General features: G+C 64.1%; 21 protein-coding genes and 1 tRNA gene. 9 read left to right on the top strand and 13 right to left on the bottom strand.

Annotated features, from left to right (window positions below):
• Positions 1-64: 64 nt before the first annotated feature.
• Genes NKJ72_RS06405 through NKJ72_RS06390 form a run of 4 tightly spaced genes read right to left on the bottom strand, consistent with a single transcriptional unit; the run spans position 65 to position 2,489 of the window.
• Positions 65-490: a DUF1178 family protein gene (locus tag NKJ72_RS06405; protein WP_352476313.1), complete on the bottom strand. Its 426-nt coding sequence runs from the start codon at positions 488-490 to the stop codon at positions 65-67.
• Entirely contained in the window at positions 487-1,371 is an 885-nt protein-coding gene (locus tag NKJ72_RS06400) for a carbon-nitrogen hydrolase family protein (protein ID WP_352476312.1), read from the bottom strand. Before NKJ72_RS06400 ends, NKJ72_RS06405 begins: the two co-directional genes overlap by 4 nt.
• 10 nt (positions 1,372-1,381) lie before the next feature.
• Positions 1,382-1,651, bottom strand: coding sequence for a glutaredoxin 3 (grxC, locus tag NKJ72_RS06395; protein WP_254816699.1), 270 nt, complete (start codon positions 1,649-1,651; stop codon positions 1,382-1,384).
• 37 nt (positions 1,652-1,688) lie between these two features.
• Complete coding sequence (locus NKJ72_RS06390; RefSeq protein WP_352476311.1) at positions 1,689-2,489, bottom strand: ComF family protein; 801 nt, start codon at positions 2,487-2,489, stop codon at positions 1,689-1,691.
• Between the two features lie 54 nt (positions 2,490-2,543).
• Between NKJ72_RS06390 and NKJ72_RS06385 the strand changes: the two genes are divergently transcribed.
• A complete protein-coding gene (locus NKJ72_RS06385) occupies positions 2,544-3,416 on the top strand; it encodes a methyltransferase domain-containing protein (protein WP_352476310.1) in 873 nt (290 codons plus the stop codon).
• A 48-nt stretch (positions 3,417-3,464) separates the two neighbouring features.
• On the opposite strand, the gene NKJ72_RS06380 is transcribed toward NKJ72_RS06385, so the two are convergent.
• The 5 genes from NKJ72_RS06380 to argJ form a co-directional block, all read right to left on the bottom strand.
• Positions 3,465-3,644, bottom strand: a complete 180-nt coding sequence (locus NKJ72_RS06380; protein WP_352476309.1) for a Flp family type IVb pilin — start codon at positions 3,642-3,644, stop codon at positions 3,465-3,467.
• Between the two features lie 126 nt (positions 3,645-3,770).
• Positions 3,771-4,076, bottom strand: a complete 306-nt coding sequence (locus tag NKJ72_RS06375) for a hypothetical protein (protein ID WP_352476308.1) — start codon at positions 4,074-4,076, stop codon at positions 3,771-3,773.
• Between the two features lie 127 nt (positions 4,077-4,203).
• Entirely contained in the window at positions 4,204-4,626 is a 423-nt protein-coding gene (locus tag NKJ72_RS06370) for a (deoxy)nucleoside triphosphate pyrophosphohydrolase (RefSeq protein WP_254816694.1), read from the bottom strand.
• On the bottom strand, positions 4,623-5,402 hold the full coding sequence (locus tag NKJ72_RS06365; protein WP_352476307.1) for a GNAT family N-acetyltransferase: 780 nt from the start codon (positions 5,400-5,402) through the stop codon (positions 4,623-4,625). Before NKJ72_RS06365 ends, NKJ72_RS06370 begins: the two co-directional genes overlap by 4 nt.
• The gene (argJ, locus tag NKJ72_RS06360; RefSeq protein WP_352476306.1) at positions 5,402-6,643 is read right to left on the bottom strand and encodes a bifunctional glutamate N-acetyltransferase/amino-acid acetyltransferase ArgJ; all 1,242 of its coding nucleotides are present in this window, start codon (positions 6,641-6,643) and stop codon (positions 5,402-5,404) included. Before argJ ends, NKJ72_RS06365 begins: the two co-directional genes overlap by 1 nt.
• Positions 6,644-6,823: 180 nt before the next feature.
• Here argJ and NKJ72_RS06355 point away from each other — a divergent pair, with 180 nt between their 5' ends.
• Complete coding sequence (locus NKJ72_RS06355; RefSeq protein WP_352476305.1) at positions 6,824-8,050, top strand: caspase family protein; 1,227 nt, start codon at positions 6,824-6,826, stop codon at positions 8,048-8,050.
• A 3-nt stretch (positions 8,051-8,053) separates the two neighbouring features.
• Here NKJ72_RS06355 and NKJ72_RS06350 read toward each other — a convergent pair whose 3' ends face one another.
• Positions 8,054-8,290, bottom strand: coding sequence for a putative antibiotic biosynthesis monooxygenase (locus NKJ72_RS06350; protein ID WP_352476304.1), 237 nt, complete (start codon positions 8,288-8,290; stop codon positions 8,054-8,056).
• 110 nt (positions 8,291-8,400) lie between these two features.
• Between NKJ72_RS06350 and NKJ72_RS06345 the strand changes: the two genes are divergently transcribed.
• Complete coding sequence (locus tag NKJ72_RS06345; protein WP_352476440.1) at positions 8,401-9,057, top strand: TetR/AcrR family transcriptional regulator; 657 nt, start codon at positions 8,401-8,403, stop codon at positions 9,055-9,057.
• Positions 9,058-9,100: 43 nt separating this feature from the next.
• Here NKJ72_RS06345 and NKJ72_RS06340 read toward each other — a convergent pair whose 3' ends face one another.
• The gene (locus NKJ72_RS06340; RefSeq protein WP_352476303.1) at positions 9,101-10,018 is read right to left on the bottom strand and encodes a peptidylprolyl isomerase; all 918 of its coding nucleotides are present in this window, start codon (positions 10,016-10,018) and stop codon (positions 9,101-9,103) included.
• A gap of 252 nt (positions 10,019-10,270) precedes the next feature.
• Between NKJ72_RS06340 and secA the strand changes: the two genes are divergently transcribed.
• Positions 10,271-13,003 carry a preprotein translocase subunit SecA gene (gene secA / locus NKJ72_RS06335; protein ID WP_352476302.1) on the top strand — a complete coding sequence of 911 codons (2,733 nt, stop codon included), beginning with the start codon at positions 10,271-10,273 and terminating at the stop codon, positions 13,001-13,003.
• Positions 13,004-13,344: 341 nt separating this feature from the next.
• Here secA and NKJ72_RS06330 read toward each other — a convergent pair whose 3' ends face one another.
• On the bottom strand, positions 13,345-13,530 hold the full coding sequence (locus tag NKJ72_RS06330) for a hypothetical protein (protein WP_031194557.1): 186 nt from the start codon (positions 13,528-13,530) through the stop codon (positions 13,345-13,347).
• 276 nt (positions 13,531-13,806) lie between these two features.
• Here NKJ72_RS06330 and NKJ72_RS06325 point away from each other — a divergent pair, with 276 nt between their 5' ends.
• The 3 genes from NKJ72_RS06325 (at position 13,807) to NKJ72_RS06315 (ending at position 17,654) form a co-directional block, all read left to right on the top strand.
• Positions 13,807-15,207 carry a lipopolysaccharide biosynthesis protein gene (locus tag NKJ72_RS06325; protein ID WP_352476301.1) on the top strand — a complete coding sequence of 467 codons (1,401 nt, stop codon included), beginning with the start codon at positions 13,807-13,809 and terminating at the stop codon, positions 15,205-15,207.
• Positions 15,207-16,487, top strand: a complete 1,281-nt coding sequence (locus tag NKJ72_RS06320; protein WP_352476300.1) for a GNAT family N-acetyltransferase — start codon at positions 15,207-15,209, stop codon at positions 16,485-16,487. The genes NKJ72_RS06325 and NKJ72_RS06320 overlap by 1 nt, the downstream gene beginning before the upstream one ends.
• A 558-nt stretch (positions 16,488-17,045) precedes the next feature.
• Positions 17,046-17,654 carry a hypothetical protein gene (locus NKJ72_RS06315; RefSeq protein WP_352476299.1) on the top strand — a complete coding sequence of 203 codons (609 nt, stop codon included), beginning with the start codon at positions 17,046-17,048 and terminating at the stop codon, positions 17,652-17,654.
• A 114-nt stretch (positions 17,655-17,768) separates the two neighbouring features.
• Here NKJ72_RS06315 and NKJ72_RS06310 read toward each other — a convergent pair.
• Positions 17,769-17,853 (bottom strand) — tRNA-Leu (locus NKJ72_RS06310).
• Between the two features lie 274 nt (positions 17,854-18,127).
• On the opposite strand from NKJ72_RS06310, the gene NKJ72_RS06305 reads away from it, so the two are divergent.
• Both NKJ72_RS06305 and NKJ72_RS06300 read left to right on the top strand, forming a co-directional pair.
• On the top strand, positions 18,128-18,715 hold the full coding sequence (locus tag NKJ72_RS06305; RefSeq protein ID WP_023721063.1) for a YqaA family protein: 588 nt from the start codon (positions 18,128-18,130) through the stop codon (positions 18,713-18,715).
• 29 nt (positions 18,716-18,744) lie between these two features.
• A complete protein-coding gene (locus tag NKJ72_RS06300) occupies positions 18,745-19,263 on the top strand; it encodes a disulfide bond formation protein B (RefSeq protein WP_352476298.1) in 519 nt (172 codons plus the stop codon).
• Positions 19,264-19,372 lie beyond the last annotated feature (109 nt).

The raw sequence follows: 19,372 nt of genomic DNA, 5'->3' as shown, positions 1-19,372 counted from the left end.
ACCTTCACGATCATGGCTCTGCCTGGCGAAGAATGCCTCGCTATGTCCGGAGCAAGTTAACCGATCAGTTGCGGTCGTCGGGGAAACTTGGAATAGGCAAGAATTCGACGCCATCCTCGGCGAGGCTCTTGGCCTCCTCCAGCGTCGCCTCGCCATAAATGCCGCGCGGATCGCTTTCGCCGAAATGGATCTTGCGCGCTTCCTCGGCAAATTTATCGCCAACATAATCGGCGTTCTCGCGCACCTTCTCGGCAAGCGCCTTGAGCTGCGCCAGCGCCTGCTTTTGTGCCCCGCCCATGGCCAGCGCGATCTTCTCCTGGCTGCGCCCGGTCGAGACGGCAGGCGCCATCAGCGCCTTCTCGACCTTGTGCGAGCCGCAGGCCGGGCAATCGATGAAACCGCGCCTCTTCTGTGTGTCGAAATCGTCGTTGCTGCGGAACCAGGCCTCGAATTCGTGCTCGTGTTCGCAGATCAGGGAAAAGCGGATCAAGAGGCGGCACCCCTGAGCGGCATTGCCTCCGCCGAACCGGCGTTTACGGCAAAATCGCGTGCGTTTTTGAGATTCGGTATCTTCTTGCGCGCGGCGACTGACTGCGCCGGGTCGATCTCGGCGACGATCACCGCCGGCTCGTCATGCGCAGCTTCGGCGACGATGCGGCCCCAGGGATCGACGATCAGCGAATGGCCATAGGTTTCGCGGCCGTCCTCGTGCACGCCGCCTTGCGCCGCGGCAACCACATAGGCGCCGTTCTCGATGGCGCGCGCCCTGAGCAGCACATGCCAATGCGCTTCGCCGGTCTGGCGGGTGAAGGCGGCGGGCACCGAAAGCAGATCGGCGCCGGCCAGCGCCTCGGCACGGAACAGCTGCGGAAAGCGCAGATCGTAGCAGACGGCAAAGCCGAGCTTCACGCCATTGATTTCGGCGACGACGGCCTCGGTGCCAGGCTCATAGGCGGCGGATTCGCGCCAGCTCTCGCCATTGTCGAGATCGACGTCGAACATGTGGATCTTGTCGTAGGTGGCAATCGTGGCGCCGTCCGGCCCGAACAGAAGGGCGCGGTTGGCAAGCTTGCCGTCGGCGCGCAGAATGGCGGTCGAGCCGATATGCAGGAAGATGCCGAGCTCCTTGGCCAGCCTCCGCGACGTCGAGACGACGATGTCCTTGTCTTCGGAGGTGAAGGAAGCGGCCCGCGCTTGGCTGTCGCGGATCAGCGCGCCGGTCATTTCCGGCGTCTGGACATAGGACGCGCCAAGACCTGCCGCCTCGCGGACCAGCCGTTCCAGATCGACCGCATTGCGCTCCGGGCTGGTTCCCGAACGCATCTGGATCGCCGCTGCCTTGAAAGCACCCCCCGACTTGATGGCACCCATCGTCATGTCCTTATCTGGTCGAGCCGTTGGCGAGCAATCCGTCCAGCCGTCCTTCCGCCTCCAATTCGTGGAGATCGTCAGAGCCGCCGACATGCGTATCGCCGATGAATATCTGAGGAAAGGTGGAACGGCCATGGGCCCGGGAAATCATTTCCTGGCGCAGTTCCGGCGAGAAGGAGGCGTCGTGCTCGGTATAGGCGACGCCCTTCCTGTCGAGCAGCCGTTTGGCCGCGGTGCAATAGCCGCACATCATCCGCGTGTAGATCGTCACATCGACCATCGGTCAGCAATCCTGCCTCGTTCTGCTGTCATATAGGCTATATAGGCGCCGATTCGTCGGCCCGAAAGTCCCCCGGCAGCACGCGCGCGAAGGTCAGTACGTCGACCGCGCCGGCACCGCCCTTCTTCAATGCCCTGGCGACCGCGCGGACGGTGGCGCCGGTGGTGTAGACATCATCGATCAACAGCACCCGGCGGCCGGCGATTTCGATCTCCGCCTCATCCGGCACTTTGAATGCGGCGCGAACATTTTCCTCGCGTTCCCGCCGCTCCAGCCCGACTTGCTGGCGCGTGAGTTTGACGCGCTTGATGGCTGATGGCGCGAAAGGCCGCTCCCCGAGCTGCGCCACCGCCCGCGCCAGTTCCGCGGACTGGTTGAACTGCCGTCGGAAGAAACGCCGCCAGTGCAGCGGCACCGGCACGACCATGTCGGCCTCGGCGATGAGCTCGGCACCGGCGCGAAGCATCCAGCGCGCCATCCAAGGCGCCAGATCGGTGCGGTCCTGGTATTTCAGCCCTTGCACCATCTGGCGGGCAACGCCGGAATAGGCGACCGCCGCCCGCGCGCGTTCGAACGGCGGCGGGTCGGCTATCGCCTCCGCCGACAGGAAACCCTCACCCATACTGTGGGTGAACGGCGTGCCCATCACCGGGCACCACGGCCGTTCCAGCAGCCTGAGTTTCGGCCAGCAGGCGCCGCACAACACGCCGGGCTGCGAGACATGGCGGCGGCAGCCGGCGCAGACCGGCGGGAACAAGAGACGCGCTGGCCAGCCCAATGCCTTGCGGGCAATGCTCTTGATCGCAATACACTTGATCTCTGGCATAGGATCGGCCACGTGGTTGGTCCTCCGCATCACTATATCAGAGAGCGAAGCACAAGGACCTGCCCATTGCAGCCTGTAATCGACACCTCGCTCTGGCTGGCGCGCAAGCGCCGGGCACTGACCCGTCCCATCGCCGGCGCGGATTTCCTCATGCGGCGGGCGGCCGAGGATCTGGCCGACCGGCTCGGCGCCGTCGAACGCAGGTTCGGCAAGGCGGCCTCATTGTTTTGCCAGACGCCGGCAGCAGCAGAAGTGCTCGCTGACAGCGGCAAGGTGACGGAAAACGTGCGCGTCGAGGCCGACGCCGCTTTCCTGGCTGGCCAGCCAGGAGTGGTAGCGCCGTTGGAAACCGTGCCATTCGAACCGGAAAGCCTCGACCTCGCAGTCTCGCTGCTGTCGCTGCAGGCGATGAACGACATTCCCGGCATGCTGGTGCAGATCCGCCGGGCGCTGAAGCCGGACGGGCTTTTCCTCGGCGCCTTCGCCGGCACAGGCACGCTCTCCGAACTGCGCGAAAGCCTGCTTGCCGCCGAGACCGAGCTCTATGGCGGCGCCAGCCCGCGTGTGATCCCGTTCACCGACGTCCGCGACGCCGGCGCGCTGCTGCAGCGCGCCGGCCTGGCACTGCCGGTGGCCGACGTCGAGACGATCACGGTGCGCTACGATTCGCTGTTTGGCCTGGTCGCCGACCTGCGCGCCATGGGCGAGACCAGCGCGCTTGTCGATCGCAGCAGGCGGCCGGGCACGCGAGCGCTGTTCGCGCGCGCCGCCGAAATCTATGCGGAGCGGTTTTCGGATGCCGATGGCCGCGTCAGGGCGAGTTTCTCGGTGGTCTGGATGTCAGGCTGGGCGCCCGATGCCTCTCAGCAAAAGCCGCTGAAGCCGGGCTCCGCAAAAATATCGCTGAAGACAATCCTGGAAAACCCCGGCGGCCCCTGAGCGTATCCTTGCGCAAAAGCTAAGCGTATCCCACCAAAGCTAAGCGGGTCACTGCGCAAAAGCGTTGGCAAGCCTGCTGCTGTTGTCGCTGAACAGCCACTGAATCGCATCGGCAGCCCGGCCGACACCAGCGACAATGGCAAGCGACAGCACGGCAACGATCAAACCATATTCGATAACCGTCGCACCCCTCTCGTCTTCTAAAAATCGTTGCAGCAAGATTTTCATGGCCGCCCATCCCTCTTGCCCGAACCTAGCGCCGACCCGTTAAGAAAGGTTAACGCGACAGGCTTAACGCGCGGTGAACCAGCCGCATTCCAGGAAACAGCTGAATCCTAGATAGTTGTTGGGGAGTCAGCAGTCGCCGCTGCTTCTGCCATCGGCCCGTATAACGCAGACCGAACTGGGCAGCGGCTGCAGCACGCTCTTGCGTAGCGTATAGCTATCGCGCTGGCCGATCGAGCCGGTGCTCATCGTATCAAGCCCGTCGCGGGCAAACTGCGAGCGGGTCCGGCTGTCGAGGTAGGGCGTCGCGATCAAGGCCAGAGCCACCGCGGCCGAGCCGAACAAGAGGGCGATGCGCAATATTCCCATGCCGGCATTGGCCACGCCAGGAAGGCGGTCGGGCCAAGGCGAGTCCCAGTCCTTGTCGAGGCTCATGCAAATCGCTCCCCAGCGGTGGAATCGGCGTAGCCGCTTTGCGTCAATTTTTCACGGCCAGATAAATCTTTCATTAATGCTGCCGATATCGCGTTGAGGAGCTGCCCGGTTTACGGCAGGTCGGCCGTTAGAGCAGATCGATGAGGAACTGGATCAGCGGGGCATCGGCCGGCGGCATTGGAAAATCGCGCATCTGGCGCGGCCGCACCCATTTCAGCACCTGGCCTTCCTTCGGCCGGGCAATGCCGCGGAAGCGACGGCAGACGAACAGCGGCATCAGGAGGTGAAAATCATCGTAGGAATGGCTGGCGAAGGTGAGCGGCGCCAGGCAAGGGATGTCGGTTTCGATGCCGATCTCCTCGTACAATTCGCGGATCAGGCATTGTTCCGGCGTCTCGCCGGGCTCTACCTTGCCGCCCGGAAACTCCCACAGGCCGGCGAGTTGCTTACCTTCGGGCCGCTGCGCCAAGAGGACGCGCCCGTCGGCATCGACCAGCGCGCAGGCGGCGACCAGGAGCAGGCGTTTGCCGACCGTATCCAAGCCGCTCATGCGCCTTGTGGCCGGCGATAGTGATAGCGATAGACTTCGTCGAATCCGAGCGAACGGTAGAGCGCCAGCGCCGGCGCGTTGTCCGCCTCGACCTGCAGCCAGGCTTCCCGCGCCCCGCGCAGCCGCGCCCATTTCAGCGCCGACCGGATGAGGTGGCGGCCATGGCCCTGGTTGCGCACCGACCTGTCGGTGGCGATCTCGAACAGGCCGGCAAGGTCGCCGTCATGCACGCAGATCAACGTCGCCAGCGGCTCGCTGCCGGCCTCCAGCGCAAACAGCCCGGCCTCCGGCTGGATGGCGCCGATGATCTCCGACAGGCCCGGCCGCAGCGACACATCAGAACCGCTCACCTTGAGGGCCGCGCCGATGAAACGGCTGATGTCCCTCAACGGAATCTGGTCCATGGCGTCGTCGAGCGCGGCGTCGGCCAGCGGCAGCCGCATGACCAGCGACTCCGCGAACGTGCTCCAGCCTTCGCTGTCGAGGTACTTTGAAAGATCCGGGCCCGACAGCGGCGAGATGCGAAAGGTCAGCGGCCTGCCATAGGCGTCGAAGCGGCGGCTGGCGCGACCGATGCGCTCAGCAATGTGCTGGATGTCGCCCGGATCGAGCGGATTGACCGAATTCAGCCGCTTGGCCGGGTGGCCGGCCGTCAGCCGCACCACCCAGGTACCGTCATAATGGACGGCGGCCGCCGGCCAGGCGCGAAAGCCGGCCGCCTCATAGCGGCGCACGATCGCCAACACGCTTGCCGGATGTCTGGAAGCCAACGTCATCAGCTCCGATAATCGCCGTTGATGGCGACATATTCCTTGGTGAGGTCGCAGGTCCACACCGTCGCCTTGCCGCGGCCGATGCCGATATCGGCGCGGATGCGGATCTCGTCGCGCTTCATATACGCCGAAGTCGCCGCCTCGGAATAGGCGGCGTCGCGCTCACCCTGATACGCCAGGCGGTTGTCGCCGAACCAGATCGACAGAAGGTCGCGGTCGGCAGGTTCGCCGGCCTTGCCGACGGCCATGACGACGCGGCCCCAATTGGCGTCCTCGCCGGCGACTGCCGTCTTGACCAGCGGTGAATTGGCGATCGACAGCGCGATGCGCTTGGCCGAGCGGGCCGATTTGGCCCCGGTGACGGTGACCTCGACCTGCTTGCGGGCGCCCTCGCCGTCGCGCACCACCTGCAGCGCCAGCGATTTCAATACCTTGCCGAGGGCACGGCGGAAGGCGCCAAGGCGCGCATCCTTGGGATCGGAAATTGCCGGCGCGCCGCGCCTGGCGGCAGCCCCCGTGGCGAACATCAGCAGCGTGTCGCTGGTCGAGGTGTCACTGTCGACGGTAACCGCGTTGAAGGTCTTGGCCGTGCCGCGCGACAAGAGATCCTGCAGCACCGGTGCTGCGATCGGCGCATCGGTGGCGATGAAGGAAAGCATCGTCGCCATGTCGGGCGCGATCATGCCGGCGCCTTTGGCGATACCGTTGATGGTGACGTCGGCATCGCCGAGCCTGACCGTCGCGGTCGCCAGTTTGGGATAGGTGTCGGTGGTCATGATCGCCTTGGCGGCTTCGGTCCACAATTCCGGCTTGCCGTCCTTGACCAGCCCGGCCAGCAAATGGCTGAACTTGCCGGCGTCGAGCGGTTCGCCGATCACGCCGGTCGAGGCCAGGAACACCTCGCCCGCTGTGCAGCCCGCCGCCTTCGCCGCCACCTCGCCCGTGAGTGCCGTCGAGGTGCGGCCCTTCTGACCGGTAAAGGCATTGGCATTGCCGGAATTGACCACCAGCACGCGTGCCTTGCCAGCCACGAGGTTCTGCCGGCAGAAATCGACCGGCGCCGACGGGCATTTCGACCTGGTGAACACGCCGCCGACGGTGGTGCCGGCGTCGAACACCATGGCCAGCAAGTCGGTGCGGTCCTTGTATTTTATGCCGGCCTCGGCGGTGGCGATGCGCACGCCCTCGATCACCGGCATCTTGGGATATTTCTTCGGCGCGAGCGGCGAAACCTGTGCGGACATGGAAGACCTCGGGCGGGAAAAATCGCGAAAGGAGCGCCGGTTTGCCCGATAGCACGCGCCGGCGCAAGGCGTTTTCACAGCCGTTATGGCTACTGGAAGCCTGACACCTGCCGCGGCCGCAAGCAGGCTGTTGCAAATTTGTTGGTGTCGCTGCGACCGATAGCGCTATGATCCTGCCCCATGGGCAGGCTTGTGGTCTTGGCACTGGCGTTTCTGGGCTTTCTGCTGCTGCGCGCCGATGCGCAGACGGCGCGGCGCGTAGCGCTTGTGGTCGGCAACGGCAGCTACGCCGAAGCCGGCACGCTGGCCAATCCGGTCAACGATGCGCTCGACATCGCCGACAAGCTGCGCGCCATCGGTTTCGAGGTGATCGAAGGCAACGATCTCGGCAAGCGCGAGCTCGAACGCAAGATCGGCGAATTCTCCGATGCGCTGCAAGGTGCCGGTGCCGGGCTGTTCTACTATGCCGGCCACGGCCTGCAGGTCGACGGGCGCAACTTCATCGTGCCGGTCGACGCCCGGCTGGACATGCCGGTCAAGCTGCAACTCGAGGCGGTGCCGATCGACGAGGTTCTCGACATCATGGAGCAGCAGACCAAGGTCAGCCTGGTCTTCCTCGATGCCTGCCGCAACAACCCGTTTGCCCGAAGTCTCAGCCGCAGCGCCACGACGCGCTCGGCGACGGCTCTCGCCGGCCTTGCCCAGTTCGAGTCGACACGCGGCTCCTTCATCGCCTTCTCGACGGCGCCCGGCGCTGTGGCAATGGACGGGACGGAGCGCAACTCGCCCTTCGCCGCGGCGCTTTTGCGGCACATGGCGGAGCCCGGACAGAGCATCAACGACATGATGATCGCGGTGCGTCGCGACGTCGTTTCCGCAACGCGCGAGGCGCAGCGTCCCTGGGAGCAGGGGTCGCTGCTCGAGCGTTTCGAATTCGTTCCGGGCGGAGACACTGCCCAGCAACCGAAACCGGCCGTCAGGCCGGCTCCCGCGTCGCAGGTGGCTGCGCTCGGACGCTCCGTCGGCGACGAGGGTGCCATCGAAAAATTCTTGCGCGAAAACTATCTGGCGCCTGATGCCAGGAGAATGCGCGAAACCGTCAGGCGGCTTTACGGTTCGTCGGCCACCATCTACGGCACGCGTTATGACAGCGAGGCCATCGTCAAGGTCAAGACCGACTGGTTCGCGCAATGGGCGTCGTGGTCGTTCGGTCTCGAGCCCGGCAGCCTCGAGGTGACGCCGCACGGCAAGGATCGTGCCGACGTAGTTTTCGCCATGAACTACGACTATGTGCCAAAAAACAAATCGGCGCAGCGCCTGACCGGCAAGGCGCGGGTGACGCTGGAACTCGTTCTGGCCGACGGCGAATGGCGCGTTGCATCGGAAACGTCGCAAGCGCTGGAATGACCGTCACCGGACGGTCGGGTTGAGGAAGCCACGAAACATCCGCTGCACGCCAGGAATCAGTCCCCAGATCATGATCGAGACCATCAGCGGCGCGATGACCAGTGTACGCTGCCAGATCTGCCATTCCTGCGTCAGCGGAAAAACCACGTACAGAATGGCAGTGATCAGCGGATAGACGCCGAGCAGCACCAGCAGGGCGAAGCGCAGGCGCGTAAAACATGTGGCGACGGTCGAAGTCATTGCTGTCTTCCTTATCGTAACGGAACGTTCCGTTACGTGTGAAACGGATCGTTTCGTTTCGTCAAGAGTTGTATATGATGGCTGTTGAAATCGCGGGCAAGGACAAAGAAATGGGCGAAATCACCGATCCCGGGCGCAAGTCGGCCGGCGCACGGCGCAGCCCCGAAAGCGCCGATGCCATTCTCGATGCCGCCGAGGCGGTGCTGGTCGAGGCCGGCTATTCCGGCTTCTCGATCGAGGCGGTGGCGCGCCGCGCGCGTGCCGGAAAACCGACGATCTATCGCTGGTGGCCAAGCAAGGCCGCCTTGCTGCTCGACGTTTACCAGCGGCAAAAGCGCGTCGACAATCCCGATACCGGGAGCCTTGCGGAGGATCTCGTCGGCTTCCTGAAGAGCTTGTTCGCGCACTGGCGCGACACATCGTCGGGCAGCGTGTTCAGATCGCTGATCGCCGAGGCGCAGTCGGACGAAAAAGCCGCCGCCGCCCTTGCCGAATACGCGAGAGGGCGTCGTATCCACACCGGCCAGATGGTCGAACGCGCCAAGGCAAGGGGAGAGGTGGCAGCCGATGTCGATGCCACTGTCGTCGCCGACCTGGTCGCGTCGTTTGCCTGGGCGCACCTTCTGACAGACCGCCTGGACGAGGACGAGGCGATCTTACGCGGGGCGGTCGGCTATGTCTTGAAAGGCATCGTCGCTGAGGATGCCGGCGACGCCACGGCGGTCCGGCGGCGGCGTCGACGCATCCTCGCTCGCCCTACCAAATAGAAGCGACAGGGCGGCAGCGCGCCCTGTCGTAGCCCAATCTGGCTTATTTGGCGCTTTCCAACGCGTCGACCGTCTTCTTCAGGTTCGCATCAGGGATGTCGACCTTGGCGTTGGCACGCAGCGACTTGACCAGCGCGAAATACTTGTCGCGGATGACCGCCTGGCGCGCCTGGTCCTTGACCTGGTCGAACGCCGGCGGCTGCTTGGTGCGCTTGTCCTCAACCTTGATGACATGCCAGCCGAACTGCGACTGCACCGGCTGCTCGGTGTATTTGCCGACCGCCAGCGCAAACGCCGCCTTGTCGAACTCCGGCACCATCTGGCCAGGTCCGAACCAGCCGAGATCGCCGCCGCTGGTCTTGCCGCTCGGATCGCTGGTGTGCTCGTTGGCGAGTTTCTGGAAGTCGGCGCCGCCGTCGAGCTGCTTGATGATGGCGTCGGCCTCTTCCTTCGTCTTCACGAGGATGTGACGGGCGTGCACCTCGTTGGTGGGCGGCGTGTTGGCGATTTCCTGGTCGTAGCGGGCGCGGACCTCGGCATCGGTAACCTTGTCGATGACGCCCTTCTCGACCATTTCGCCATGCAGCGCGCGCTGCTGCAGGAAGGCCATGCGGCGCTGGAAGTCGGGATCCTTGTCGAGGCCGGTGGTCACCGCCTGAGCCGCCATGACGCGGATTTCAATCGCCGCCGACAGTGCCGCGGCGCGGCGCTGCTCGGGCGGAAGCTGCGCGAACTGCTGCGACAGTTCGCCCTCGGCAAGCCCAAGGTCTGCCTCGGTCAGTGTCTGGCCGTTGATGGTGGCGACCACGGCGTTCGGATCGACCGGCTTGGCCGCCGGGGCGGGTGCTGCCGGCTGGGCAGGGGCGGCTTCCTGTGCCATCAGCGGCGACAGCGAGAGGGCCGACAGGCCGAATGCCAGACCAAGGCTGGCGAGCGACGCACGGCGGAACAACAAGGACATTACGATTATCTCCAAAGCGGGGTAGCTAGAGCGGAATGGCTTCCAGACCAGCAGGATTGTGGCGGAATTTGGCGCGGTCGACAGGGCGAGCGCGGCGTTGACATCGAATGAGCCCCCTCTTATCTGTCCAACGACTTTGCGTCCAGAACCGTTTTCCGGGCGCTTTTTGCGTTTGTCCGCGTTCACGTGGATTTGATGGGGCCAGCCGGCGCCCGTCGCAACGACTTGGAATGCTATCGAAAGGGCCATTGGATGGTCAGTCTCGGCGGTCTCGCCCGTAAGGTTTTCGGCTCCTCCAACGATCGTCGGGTCAAATCGACCCGGCCCCGCGTCGAGGCGATCAATGCCATGGAAAACGAGATGCGGGCGCTCTCCGACGCCGAGCTTCAGGCCCGCACCGACAAATTCCGCCAGGACATCGCCAACGGCGCCAGCCTCGACGACCTTCTGGTGCCGGCCTTCGCTACCGTGCGTGAGGCCGCCCGCCGCGTGCTCGGCATGCGGCCGTTCGACGTGCAGCTGATCGGCGGCATGGTGCTGCACAATGGTGGTATTGCCGAGATGCGGACCGGTGAAGGCAAGACGCTGGTGGCGACGCTGCCGGTCTATCTCAACGCGCTCGCCGGCAATGGCGTCCATGTCGTCACCGTCAACGATTATCTGGCCACGCGCGACTCCGAATGGATGGGCCGCGTCTACAAATTCCTCGGCCTTAAGGTCGGCGTCATCGTCCATGGCCTGTCCGACGAGGAGCGCCGGGTCGCCTACGCCGCCGACGTCACCTACGCCACAAACAACGAGCTCGGCTTCGACTATCTGCGCGACAACATGAAATACGAGCGCGCCCAGATGGTGCAGCGCGGTCACAGCTACGCCATCGTCGACGAGGTCGATTCCATCCTGGTCGACGAAGCGCGCACGCCGCTGATCATTTCCGGTCCGCTCGAGGACCGTTCGGAAATGTACAACACCATCGACACCTTCATCGTCCAGCTGCAGCCGCAGGACTACGAGATCGACGAGAAGCAGAAGACCTCGATCTTCGCCGAGGAAGGCACCGAGAAGCTGGAGAACATGCTGCGCGATGCCGGTCTGCTCAAGGGCGAGTCGCTCTATGATGTCGAGAACGTCGCCATCGTCCACCACGTCAACAACGCACTGAAGGCGCACCGGCTGTTCCAGAGGGACAAGGACTATATCGTGCGCAACGGCGAGATCGTCATCATCGACGAGTTCACCGGCCGCATGATGCCCGGCCGCCGCTATTCGGAAGGCCTCCACCAGGCGCTCGAAGCCAAGGAGCATGTGGCGATCCAGCCGGAGAACCAGACGCTCGCCTCGGTCACCTTCCAGAACTATTTCCGCCTCTACAAGAAGCTCGCCGGCATGACCGGCACGGCGCTGACCGAGGCCGAGGAATTCGCCAACATCTACAATCTCGATGTCACCGAGATCCCGACCAACCTGCCGGTCATCCGCATTGACGAAGACGACGAGGTCTACCGGACGGTCGAGGAGAAATACAAGGCGATCGTCAAGGAGATCAAGGAAGCCCGCGCCAAGGGTCAGCCGACGCTGGTCGGCACGACTTCCATCGAGAAATCCGAGCAACTGGCCGAGCGCCTGCGCAAGGAGGGTTTCAAGGATTTCGAGGTGCTGAACGCCCGCCACCACGAGCGCGAGGCGGCGATCGTCGCCCAGGCCGGCAAACCCGGCGCCATCACCATCGCCACTAACATGGCCGGCCGCGGCACCGACATCCAGCTCGGCGGCAATGCCGACATGCGCATCGCCGAGGAGCTTGGCGACATGCCAGCCGGCCCCGAGCGCGAGGCCCGGGAAAAAGAAATCCGCGACGACATCGCCCGGCTGAAGGAAAAGGCGCTCGCCGCCGGCGGCCTCTATGTGCTTGCCACCGAACGCCATGAATCGCGCCGCATCGACAACCAGTTGCGCGGCCGCTCAGGCCGTCAGGGCGATCCCGGGCGGTCAAAGTTCTTCCTGTCGCTGCAGGACGATCTGATGCGCATCTTCGGTTCCGAGCGCATGGACGGCATGCTGCAGAAGCTCGGCCTCAAGGAAGACGAGGCGATCATCCATCCCTGGATCAACAAGGCGCTGGAAAAGGCGCAGAAGAAGGTCGAGGCGCGCAACTTCGACATCCGCAAGAACCTGTTGAAATATGACGACGTCTCCAACGACCAGCGCAAGGTGGTGTTCGAGCAGCGCCTCGAATTGATGGACGGCGAAGGCCTGTCCGAGACGATCACCGAGATGCGCGAAGGCGTCATCGAGGAGATCGTTGCCAAGAACATTCCCGAAAACGCCTATGCCGAGCAGTGGAACGTCGCCGGGCTCAAGGCCGAGATCGCCGAATTCCTCAACCTCGACCTGCCGGTAGAAGACTGGGTCAAGGAAGAAGGCATTGCCGAGGACGACATCCGCGAGCGCATCAGCCAGGCCGCCGATGCTGCCGCCAAGGAGCGCGCCGAGCGCTTCGGCCCCGACGTGATGACCTATGTCGAGCGCTCCGTGGTGCTGCAGACGCTCGACCATCTGTGGCGCGAGCACATCGTCAATCTCGACCATCTGCGCTCGGTCGTCGGCTTCCGCGGCTACGCCCAGCGCGATCCGCTGCAGGAGTACAAGAGCGAGGCGTTCGAGCTGTTCCAGGCGATGCTGGGCAATCTGCGCCAGGCGGTAACGGCGCAGCTGATGCGCGTCGAGCTGGTCCGCCAGGCGGCGGAAGCGCCGCCGCCAGAGGCGCCCGACATGTTCGGCAGCCATATCGACGGCTCGACCGGCGAAGACGACTTCGAAGGCGGCGAGACGGCCGTGCTGGTCCGCCAGGAGACCAATGCAATCGTCGCCCCCGAAGACCGCGACCCGAAGAACCCGGCGACCTGGGGCAAGATCGGCCGCAACGAAGCCTGCCCCTGTGGGTCAGGGAAAAAGTACAAGCATTGCCACGGGGCGTTTGCGTAAGGCATTGCTTTGCTTCGCCCCGTTCACGGGGAGAAGGTGTCCGAAGGGCGAATGAGGGGCGGCGGAGGCGTTGGCAATTAGCCAATCTCCCCACCTGAGGGGGAGATGGCCGGCAGGCCAGAGGGGGGCGCTCAGCCTTTTTGGCGATCTTAGGGCGACGCTCTGGCGTCATATTCTCGGCCCGCTTCGTGCCGCCTTTCGCGCCCAGCGCTTTCGCGGCAGGTCTTTACCGTCGTCAACCACGTCATCGGATGCCTCGCCTGTAGCAATACGCATGACGCGGGCGGCATTGCCGATCACGTCGGCAGGACGCTTCTGGCCTTTAGGTCCGGTTGGCATTCCTAGTTCTCGGCATGGCTAAAGACGACAGCGCCGTTGTCCTTACGAACTTCAACGGACACGATTCCATCGTCACCCTTTCGGGTTTGAAACATGGAGGTTGCATGATCTTTCGCGGTCTTCTCGTCGTCGAAGATCACCTTGTCGACGATGCCCTGCCTTCCATACCAGATGACAGTGTAGACCATTGTTGCTGCCGTGCGTTCCGCTAAGCATATAGGCGTTTTCGCATATGGGGCAAACGGGATAGGCGTTTCCGCGGATTTCAAACTGAGACACTCCCGAGCAGGTTGAAGGGTTGCGCGAATGATGAATATGAAGCAGCCCGCGCCGCCCTCATCCGCCTGCCGGCACCTTCTCCCCGTATAGCGACAGGGCGAAGGAAAGCCCACCCAACCGTTTCTTAATGTGTCTCCGCTACACCAAGCCCCTGTAAATTGGCGGGAAAACGGAGTGTAATCGGGGTGCGCTTTTCCGCGGCGACGACAGCCGGGCGGTTCCTGCCGCAGCGCCTTGCGCTGCGCATAAGGCCGCTGCTTGGCCTGATCGATGCCGTGCTGTTCACCGCCGGCGAGCGCGGCGAGGCCGGCCGCATGTCGCTGATCGCCTTTTCGGTCCGCATCGTCAGCGCCGTCATCGCCTTCGTCAGCCAGGTGCTGATGGCGCGCTGGATGGGCTCGTTCGAGTACGGCATTTTCGTCCTCGTCTGGGTGACCATGGTCATCGTCGGCAATCTCGCCTGCCTCGGCTTCCACACCTCGGTCATCCGCTTCATCCCCGAATATCGCGCGCGTGGCATGCTGGCCGAATTGCGCGGCATCGTGCGGGCCAGCCGGCTGTTCGTGCTGGTTGCCTCGACTGCGATCGCCGGCCTCGGCGCGCTCGCCGTCTGGCTGCTGTCGTCCTTTATCGAAGACTATTATGTCGTGCCGTTCATCCTCGGCATCATCTGCCTGCCGATGATCGCCATGTCGGACCTTCTGCAAGGGCTGGCGCGGGCCAATTCCTGGGCGCTGTTTGCGCTATCCCCGACCTTTCTGGTGCGGCCGGTGCTGATCCTGGCCTTCATGGCGCTGATGCTGCTGGCGGGCTACGCGCCCGACGCCAGGACGGCGATCTTCGCCGCGATCGCCGCCACCTATGGCACCACGCTCGGTCAGCTCATCGGCGTGACGTCGCGCATGGACAGAAGGATCCCGGCCGGGCCGATGAAATTGCATTTCGGCCAATGGTTCATCGTCTCGCTGCCGATCTTCCTGGTCGAGAGCTTTTTCTTCCTGCTCACCAATGCCGACGTGCTGATGGTCGGCGCCTACCTCGATCCCAACGACGTCGCCGTCTATTTCGCCACGGTCAAGACGCTGGCGCTGGTGCATTTCGTCTATTTCGCCGTCAAGGCCGGCGTCGCCCAGCGCTATGCCCAGTTCACCCATGGCGAGCCGCAAAAGCTCGCCGCCTTTGCCCGCGAGACGGTGTCGTGGACCTTCTGGCCGTCGCTGGCGATGGCGCTGCTGGTGCTGGCGCTGGGCGAGCCTATGCTGACCTTGTTCGGCCCGGAATTTTCCGCCGGCTATCCGCTGCTGTTCCTGCTGGTGTTCGGCGTCGTGGCGCGGGCCGCCGTCGGCCCTTGCGAAAGCCTGCTCACCATGAGCGGCAATCAGAACGTCTGCGCCGCGGTCTACGCCCTGACGCTGGCCTTCAACATCGCGCTGAGCGTCGTGCTGATCCCGCTCTTCGGCCTGTGGGGCGCGGCGATGGCCACCGTCTTCGCCATGATCTTCGAGGCCGGCGCGCTGTCCTTCACGGTCTGGCGCAAGCTCGGCATCGTCATGGTCATTTTCGTATCAGCCAAAGGAGCCGCCTGATGGCTGCCGTCCCCCTGCTCGAGGAAACCAGCGGCGGCCCGGCCGGCGCCATGGTGTCCGGTCTTGCCGGGCTCGCCCGCGAGGCCGATCCCGCCCATATCGAGATCCTCGCCAACCACCGGCCCGAGCGCAAGCTCGCCATCTATCCAGCCTCCGCCGGCTTCGACCTGGTCGAGGAGCTCGACTATCTCTGCACCCGCACAATCGAGCCCAACGTCTTCTTCAACCCGCGCTTCCTGGCGCCGGCCATGCCGAGGCTGGAGGACCGTGAAGTGCGGCTGGCCGTCATCCGCGACGGCGACCAGTTTCGCAATCGGCTGCGCCTGCTGGTGCCGTTCTCGGTCGAGCGGCCGGCGGTGCCGCTCGGAGTTCCAGTCATGCGCACCTGGTCGAGCCCGTTCGGCCCGATCGGCACGCCGCTGGTCGACCGCGACGATCCGATCGGCGTGATCGAGGATTTCTTCTCGATGCTGTCGCGGCCGCATCTCAAGCTGCCGAAAGTCTTCGTGCTGCCCGACATAAGGCTGGACGGCCCGGTGGCCAGCCTGCTCGCCAGCGTCGCCGAAACGCGCGGCCTGACGCTGGTCACCACCGGCAAGGCCGACCGCCCGGTGCTCGAAAGCGCGCTCGACGGCGAGGAATATCTGAAAGCTTCACTGCGCGCCCACCATTATCGCGAGTTCCGCCGCCTGAAGCGCCGCCTCGCCGACCTCGGCCGGCTGGAGCATGTGGTGGCGCGCGGGCCGGACGAGATCCGCCATGCCATCGAGAATTTCCTGACATTGGAGGCCGCTGGCTGGAAAGGCCGCGAGCGCACCGCCATGGCCATCGACCGCTACCGCGCCGCCTTCGCCCGCGAGGCGGTGCACCGGCTGGCCGAGCAGGATCTTTGCCGCATCCATTCGCTGACGCTCGACGGCCGCACCATCGCCTGCCTGGTCGTCTTCGTCGAGGCCGGCGTCGGCTACACCTGGAAGACCGCCTATGACGAGACGCTCGCCGCCTATTCGCCGGGTACGCTGCTGATGATCGAGGTGACCAGGCAGCATCTCGACGACCCCAACATCATGATGACCGATTCCTGCGCCGTGCCCGACCATCCGGTGATGAGCCGGCTGTGGACGGAGCGCAAGCCGATAGGCACGCTGGTGATCGGGCTGACGCCGGATGCCGACCGCCCTGCCCGCCAGGCGGCATCGCAGCTTCACCTCTACCGCGAGACCCGCAACATGGCGCGCCTGCTGCGCAACCGGATGAAGAGCTTGCTGCGGCGGCGGTAGACTTGGTGTTCCTGCTGGGGGCCTAGTTCCTCGACACAGTGATTTTGACAGGTCGGGCCAATCAGCAGCGAACGTCGATAATTAACGTCGATAATTCCTGTCGGCGGCAAATCGCCAGCGTTGGAGATTGGCCGAATCCTCCCTCCCTTCATCATCCCGGGGCGGAGCAAGGAGCGAAGCGACGCGGCGCAGACCCTGGGATCCATGCCGTTACCTGGCGGCAGTGCTCCGGCGGACGAGAACCAAACGCTACCACGCCGTTCCCGCGAAAGAGCTCGAACCCAGAGTCTACGCGACGTCGCTTCGCTCCGGCGCAGACCCCTGGATGACGAAGGAAGCCGGTCGGCAGCAACCGTCGACAGTCCCTTTCAGACTCAGTCGCAGAACCAAATCCTCTGTGCCGACGACCTAGGTCGTCAGGGTTAATTCTCCCAATCACCGGAAGGGACTAGCATCAACGCAGTCCCAACAGGGATGAGGCGATCAATTTCGGCCGCGCGTCCAGCATCATTGCCGCCTCGGTCCTGCACGGCCAGAAGAAAAAACTGGGAGGAATGCATGACGAAACCAACTCACCTCAGGCATCTCGGTATCCTCACATTGGCAGGTCTCGTTGGCGCGTGTCTGAGCGCCGCCGCGCCTCGGGCCGCCGAACCCGACAAGGCCGAGATAGATGCCCTGCGTAAATCGCTGTCCAGATATGAAGATTACAAGGTTGCCGTTCGCGAACTTTATCTGTCGACGGTTGGATGCGTCTTCTACAGCGGCGAAAAGGTGGAAGGGGCGATGGACTACCCGAAGGGCGCAATGGGCATCCATTTCGTCAATGTCACGACTGTCGGCCCGACCGCAGATCCGACGCGCCCCAATGTGCTGATCTATGAGCCGGTCGGTAACGAGTTGCGCCTGGTCGGCGTGGAATGGCTCGTGCCGTTGACGCCGGACACCAAGGAGCCGCCGAAGCTTTTCGGCCAGACATTCATGGGGCCGATGGAGGGGCATTACCCGCTCATCCCCAAGGAGTTCCACCACTACGACCTTCACGCCTGGCTGTTCAAGGAGAACCCGCTCGGAATGTTCAGCCCGACGAACCCGGACGTGAAATGCGACAATTATGCATTTCCGATGCCGGAGCAGCCGACCAAGATGGTGCCGGGGCCGATGTAAGCGACCTCGTTACCGCTGAGGCTATCGGAGGGCCGGCCGCGGCCTCAATAGCGGTTATCCCAGGAGGGCTCCTGGGATAACGCCAGCCGAGCTCGCGGTTTCTCAGGTGGGAAATGGTGCCCCTAGCCGGGATCGAACCAGCACTCCTTGCGGAACTCGATTTTGAGTCGAGCGCGTCTACCAATTCCGCCATAGGGGCTCAGGCCGGGCGGCCTGGATGGGCGCGGACTATACGGTTGGAGGCCTGTTCGTCAACTGGCCAAATCCCGACATCTGGGCTCGCTCAAGCCTCAGCCTTTCGATTTCGTGAAGCAGCTGCCATTGTGCAGCGCGGAAAATCTTTCTAGACAGGCGGCGCATGTCATTGAAGCGCGCCTTGTCCGACGAGGTTGATGCGGGGCGCTTCCAGGTCTTGTTTGTACATGTCGTGATCTCAAGACCGCGTCTGGTTTGGGCGTGCATTAGGAGTGCCGATGCTTCGCGGACTTTACGACTGGACCTTGTCGCTGGCGGCGAGCAAATCCGCCGAATGGTGGCTGGCCTTCATCGCCTTCGTCGAGAGTTCGGTGTTCCTGGTGCCGGCCGACGTCCTCTATCTGCCGATGGCGCTGTCGCGGCCGGATCGCGCCTATCGTTACGCGCTGGTCGCCACCGTCGCCTCGGTGCTCGGCGGCATCGCCGGCTGGTTCATCGGCCATTATGCCTATGATGCGGTGGCGCGGCCGATCCTCGAATTTTATGGCAAATATGACGAGTTCGAAGCGATGCGCGTCTCATCGGGTGTCGGCTTCATCATCCTGATGCTGGTCACCTCCGGCCTCGCCCATCTGCCGCCGATCAAGGTAGTGACGATCCTGTCGGGCGTCATCGGTGTTCCTTTGCTGCTGTTCATCGTGCTGGCAATCGTGGCGCGCGGTGCTCGCTTCCTGTTTCTCGCGTGGCTGTTGCGCCGCTATGGCGAGCCGATCCGCCACTTCATCGAAAAGCGCCTTGGCCAGATTGCGGGCGCCGGCGCCGCTGCCCTGATTTTGCTCTATATCGTCGTCAAATACGCCGTCTGAACGGCATCGAACCGAACGGACTGAGCCCGATGACAGCGACCGTGAATGCCGATACCGGACGCCAGCGGCTGCGCACCGCCCTGTTTCTCGCCGTCGCCATGGCCGCGACCGTCGGCTCGGCGCTGGCCTTCCAGTATGTTGGCGGCTACATCCCCTGCAAGCTCTGCCTCGAGCAGCGCACGCCTTACTACGTCGGCGTGCCCTTGATGCTGCTGGCGGTGCTTGCGTCGGCGCTTCGGGCACCAGCCTGGGTAAGCCGTGGCCTGCTGGCCATTGGCGGCCTGCTGATGCTCTACGGCGTCTATCTCGGCGTTTATCACTCCGGCGTCGAATGGGCGTGGTGGCCGGGCCCGACCGATTGCACGGCAGCCGCAGGGCCGGTGGACACCGGCGGCAAGGGCGTGCTCGACGCGCTCGACAAATTCGTCCCGCCTTCCTGCGACAAGGCGGCGGTTCGCATCCTCGGCCTGTCGCTGGCGGGCTGGAATGCCATCGCCAGCTTTGTCCTCGCCGCAGTCGCGTTCCGCGGCGCCTTTGCCCGCGACTGAGTGGCACAACGCAGAATTCGTTCAGAAATTCGTCAGGCCGGAGTGCATGACGTAGTTTTCGAGAACCGGAGCGGAGCGTGCTAAACTACGTGAGCACCGGCCTACGCCG

The organism is Mesorhizobium sp. M0045 (genome assembly GCF_040323385.1).
Taxonomy (GTDB): Bacteria; Pseudomonadota; Alphaproteobacteria; order Rhizobiales; family Rhizobiaceae; genus Mesorhizobium.
This window is presented reverse-complemented; position numbering and strand designations above follow the sequence as displayed.

What these genes read in the sequence shown, in the direction of transcription:
- NKJ72_RS06400 (WP_352476312.1), bottom strand. Translation starts at nt 1,371, where the DNA reads ATGGGTGCCATCAAGTCGGGGGGTGCTTTCAAGGCAGCGGCGATCCAG.
- grxC (WP_254816699.1), bottom strand. Translation starts at nt 1,651, where the DNA reads ATGGTCGATGTGACGATCTACACGCGGATGATGTGCGGCTATTGCACC.
- NKJ72_RS06380 (WP_352476309.1), bottom strand. Translation starts at nt 3,644, where the DNA reads ATGAAAATCTTGCTGCAACGATTTTTAGAAGACGAGAGGGGTGCGACG.
- NKJ72_RS06375 (WP_352476308.1), bottom strand. Translation starts at nt 4,076, where the DNA reads ATGAGCCTCGACAAGGACTGGGACTCGCCTTGGCCCGACCGCCTTCCT.
- NKJ72_RS06370 (WP_254816694.1), bottom strand. Translation starts at nt 4,626, where the DNA reads ATGAGCGGCTTGGATACGGTCGGCAAACGCCTGCTCCTGGTCGCCGCC.
- NKJ72_RS06365 (WP_352476307.1), bottom strand. Translation starts at nt 5,402, where the DNA reads ATGACGTTGGCTTCCAGACATCCGGCAAGCGTGTTGGCGATCGTGCGC.
- argJ (WP_352476306.1), bottom strand. Translation starts at nt 6,643, where the DNA reads ATGTCCGCACAGGTTTCGCCGCTCGCGCCGAAGAAATATCCCAAGATG.
- NKJ72_RS06355 (WP_352476305.1), top strand. Translation starts at nt 6,824, where the DNA reads ATGGGCAGGCTTGTGGTCTTGGCACTGGCGTTTCTGGGCTTTCTGCTG.
- NKJ72_RS06350 (WP_352476304.1), bottom strand. Translation starts at nt 8,290, where the DNA reads ATGACTTCGACCGTCGCCACATGTTTTACGCGCCTGCGCTTCGCCCTG.
- NKJ72_RS06345 (WP_352476440.1), top strand. Translation starts at nt 8,401, where the DNA reads ATGGGCGAAATCACCGATCCCGGGCGCAAGTCGGCCGGCGCACGGCGC.
- NKJ72_RS06340 (WP_352476303.1), bottom strand. Translation starts at nt 10,018, where the DNA reads ATGTCCTTGTTGTTCCGCCGTGCGTCGCTCGCCAGCCTTGGTCTGGCA.
- secA (WP_352476302.1), top strand. Translation starts at nt 10,271, where the DNA reads ATGGTCAGTCTCGGCGGTCTCGCCCGTAAGGTTTTCGGCTCCTCCAAC.
- NKJ72_RS06330 (WP_031194557.1), bottom strand. Translation starts at nt 13,530, where the DNA reads ATGGTCTACACTGTCATCTGGTATGGAAGGCAGGGCATCGTCGACAAG.
- NKJ72_RS06320 (WP_352476300.1), top strand. Translation starts at nt 15,207, where the DNA reads ATGGCTGCCGTCCCCCTGCTCGAGGAAACCAGCGGCGGCCCGGCCGGC.
- NKJ72_RS06315 (WP_352476299.1), top strand. Translation starts at nt 17,046, where the DNA reads ATGACGAAACCAACTCACCTCAGGCATCTCGGTATCCTCACATTGGCA.
- NKJ72_RS06305 (WP_023721063.1), top strand. Translation starts at nt 18,128, where the DNA reads ATGCTTCGCGGACTTTACGACTGGACCTTGTCGCTGGCGGCGAGCAAA.
- NKJ72_RS06300 (WP_352476298.1), top strand. Translation starts at nt 18,745, where the DNA reads ATGACAGCGACCGTGAATGCCGATACCGGACGCCAGCGGCTGCGCACC.